Origin of the sequence: Pseudomonas edaphica (assembly GCF_005863185.1) — a bacterium.
Classification (GTDB): domain Bacteria; phylum Pseudomonadota; class Gammaproteobacteria; order Pseudomonadales; family Pseudomonadaceae; genus Aquipseudomonas; species Aquipseudomonas edaphica.
In genome coordinates this window covers 1-3,654 of sequence record NZ_VBVZ01000608.1, presented here as the reverse complement: position 1 = coordinate 3,654, position 3,654 = coordinate 1, and the positions used below count along the sequence as shown (strand labels likewise).

3 protein-coding genes are annotated in these 3,654 nt (G+C 59.8%); 2 read left to right on the top strand and 1 reads right to left on the bottom strand.

Annotated elements, in window-relative coordinates:
• Positions 1–777: DMT family transporter (locus tag FEM54_RS27510; RefSeq protein ID WP_138453746.1), on the bottom strand; the 777-nt coding region annotated here is incomplete at its 3' end.
• 421 nt (positions 778–1,198) lie between these two features.
• Between FEM54_RS27510 and FEM54_RS27505 the strand changes: the two genes are divergently transcribed.
• The gene (locus FEM54_RS27505; protein WP_026013506.1) at positions 1,199–1,990 is read left to right on the top strand and encodes a CPBP family intramembrane glutamic endopeptidase; all 792 of its coding nucleotides are present in this window, start codon (positions 1,199–1,201) and stop codon (positions 1,988–1,990) included.
• A 73-nt stretch (positions 1,991–2,063) separates the two neighbouring features.
• On the top strand, positions 2,064–3,629 hold the full coding sequence (locus tag FEM54_RS27500) for a methyl-accepting chemotaxis protein (RefSeq protein ID WP_138453745.1): 1,566 nt from the start codon (positions 2,064–2,066) through the stop codon (positions 3,627–3,629).
• Positions 3,630–3,654: the final 25 nt, after the last annotated feature.

The following is a 3,654-nucleotide window of genomic DNA, read 5'->3' as shown; positions in this document are numbered from 1 at the left end:
GATCAGGTAATCCATAACCGCCGTTACCGCCGGCACCAGGTAAAACAGGCTGGTGACATTCACCAGATTGCCACGCGCGATCAGTCGATACAGCAGCAGCGTCGCCAGCAACGACACCACCAGGCCCATCCACAGCACCGGCAGGTAAAAGCTCGCGCTTTGCTCAAAGTGGAACGGCTGGAACGGCACAAACACCGCGCACAGCAGCAGCCCTGCCACGTACTGCACCGGCAGCGTGCCCAACGGATTGTCGGTGATGCGTTTTTGCATGATCGAACCCAGCGTCATGCTGGCCAGCGCCAGCAAGCCGAACAACATCCCGGCCAGGGACATACCCGACAGTCCGATGCCCTGATAGACCACCATGATCAACCCCGCCAACCCCAGCCCAAGGCCGAACAACCGGCTTAACGAGCGCTGACGCTCCATCAGCACCACCGTCAGGATCGGCTGCACGCCCATGATGGTGGCCATCATTCCTGGCGTGACTCTGAGGTCCAGGGCCAGCAGGTAGAAAATCTGATAAGCGCCCAACAACACCAGGCCGGTCGCCGCCGCATACAGCATGGGTTTGCCGGGGCGCGGCAGTTTCAGCTTGAGGATTGGCACCAGGATGACCAGGCCCGCCAGGGCGATGGCAAAACGGATCAATAAGAAGGCAAAGGGTGAAGCGTGGGCCAGGCCCCACTTGGAGAAAATCGCCCCGCTGCTCCACAGCAGGACAAACAGGCTCGTCGAGGCCGCCGCGGCCACGGATTGTTTCGAAAGAACAGACATGGTTACCACCTGTCATCAGGCAAAAAAAGCCGATTCAGCAGACGCTGAGATTCAATAGGTTTTTTTCAGGCGGGCAGACGGGAACAGCAATTTGCTGATCAGCCCGAAATGCCGACACCCGGCGGTGATACGACTGCGTACACCGGCGTGCTACTGACAGGTGGGGGATAGTGACTGATCTGCGCAGGCTGCTTATTCGCGCACGGCACGACCACAGCGTTGACCGCTGAATCGACTACCGCTATGCGCTGGAAAGCTGGCATGTGCTGATCTTTTTGAAGGGATTGAGACCTGCGGACTATAACCAGCTGCCAAGCGATTTTGCAATCACTTCACCCAGGCGTTTTGCGTGGAAGAGTTTTCATGCCTGCAACGAAAGTCGGTCGCTATAATGCCGGCCAGTTTTTTTCAAGGATTTCACATGATTGCTCTGCCCTGGCTGTACCTGCTGCTTCTTTCCATTGGCTATGTACTGGCCTTGACCTACGGGCAACTGGGCATGCTGGCGGCGGTTTCCGTAGTCATGCTGCTGATTGCGGGTTACGCCGTGCGCCAGCAACGCAATCCTTGGGCGCGTTACCTCGGACACGGCTTGTTTATCGTGCTGGCGCTGGGCCTGGCGATGCATTGGTTGCCAGGTTTCTACAACGGCCGCGGGATCGCGCCTCAACGCTTTACGCCTGATTCGGTGCCATTTTCGATGTACCTCAACCAGGACAAACCGTTGATCGGCTTCTGGCTGCTGCTGGCCTGCCCCTGGATCGTGGCACGCAGGTCATTGCGCCTGTCGATCTGCGTGACTGCGCTGGCGTTGACCCTGACAGCCGTTGCAGCGTTGGGCGGCGCAATGTTGCTGGGGATGATCAGTTGGGCGCCCAAATGGCCGGAACAGGCGTGGTTGTGGGTATTGAACAACCTGCTACTGGTGACCCTGGTTGAAGAGGCGTTGTTTCGTGGCTACATCCAGGGCGGCCTGAGCGAGCGCTTCAAACACCTGCCTTATGGCGAGAATGTGGCGCTGCTGCTGGCCTCGCTGCTATTCGGTTTGATGCACCTGGGCGCAGGTTGGCACTGGGTATTGCTGGCAAGCATCGCCGGGGTCGGTTATGGCCTGGCCTATCGCTTTGGAGGGTTGGGCGCGGCAATCGCCACGCACTTCGGGCTGAACCTGCTTCACTTCGGGCTGTTTACCTACCCGATGCTGGCCGGCTGATTATTGCAAAAATAAGTTAAATAAAAGCCCGCAAGCGCCGATAACCCCTGAAAGCCTTGCGGATTGAACAACCATGCGTAATAACCAACCCGTTACCCAGCGCGAACGTACCTTCCCCGCTAAGCAACGGTTGATCTCCACCACAGACGCCAAAGGTGTGATCACCTACTGCAACGACGCTTTCGTCGAAATCAGTGGGTTCACCCGCGACGAACTGGTCCGAGCGCCGCACAACCTGGTGCGCCACCCGGATGTTCCGTCGGCTGTGTTCGCGCACATGTGGTCCACGCTCAAACAAGGCTTGCCATGGATGGGCATCGTCAAGAACCGCTGCAAGACCGGCGATCACTACTGGGTTAACGCCTATGTGACGCCAGTCTTCGACGGCAACCAGGTGATCGGCTACGAATCGGTGCGCATCAAGCCCACCGCCGAGCAGATCCGCCGGGCCGAAGCGCTCTATCAACGCATCAACCAGGGCAAGTCCGCCGTGCCGCAGCGCGACAAGTGGCTGCCGGTTTTGCAGGACTGGCTGCCGTTTATCCTGGTCAGCCAGCTGAGCTTTATGATTGGTGCATCGCTCAATTCCCACTGGGGTTTTGCCCTGGCGGCGGGCCTGTCGGTGCCACTGGGCCTGCTGGGCCTGAGCTGGCAGCAGCGCGGCCTCAAGCGTTTGCTGCGTTTGGCCGAGCAGACCACGTCTGACCCGTTGATCGCGCAGATGTACACCGACAGCCGAGGCGCGCAGGCGCGGCTGGAGATGTCGATTCTCAGCCAGGAAGCGCGGCTGAAGACCTGTCTGACACGCTTGCAAGACACGGCTGAACACCTGAACGACCAAGCGGCGCAGTCCAATACCTTGGCGCATAACAGTTCCAGCGGCCTGGAACGCCAGCGTGTAGAGACCGAACAAGTAGCCACGGCGGTCAACCAGATGGCAGCGACCACTCAGGAAGTCGCCAGCCATGTACAGCGCACGGCGGACGCCACTCAGGAAGCCAATCGCCTGACCGGTCGCGGCCGCGACATCGCCGGGGAAACCCGCGAGGCGATCCAGCGTCTGTCGGTGGCCGTGGGCGAGACGGGTGTGACCGTCACCCAACTGGCCAAGGACAGCGATGAAATCGGCGGTGTGGTCGATGTGATCAAAGGCATTGCCGACCAGACCAACCTGCTGGCACTGAACGCAGCCATCGAAGCGGCCCGCGCCGGTGAGATGGGCCGAGGTTTTGCGGTGGTGGCTGACGAAGTTCGCCAACTGGCGCAGCGCACTGCCGAGTCCACCGGACAAATTCATACGCTGATCGCCAAGCTGCAACACACCGCAGCGGCGGCCGTGCAAACCATGGACGCCGGGCATCGCCAGGCCGAAGAAGGTGTGGCGCGGGTGATGGAGGCGGATCAGGCGCTGGTGGGCATCAGTGAGGCGGTGGCCAATATCACTGACATGACCACGCAGATTGCCGCAGCTACCGAAGAGCAAAGCGCAGTAGCCGAAGAGATCAGCCGTAACATCAGCACGATTGCGCTGTTGGCGGATCAGACCTCGGAACAGGCGATGAACTCGGCGCAGTTGAGTGAGGAGCTGACGCACACCGCCAATACCCAGTATTCGCTGGTAGAACGTTTTAACCGGTAAATCGCTATCGCAGGCAAGCCAGCTC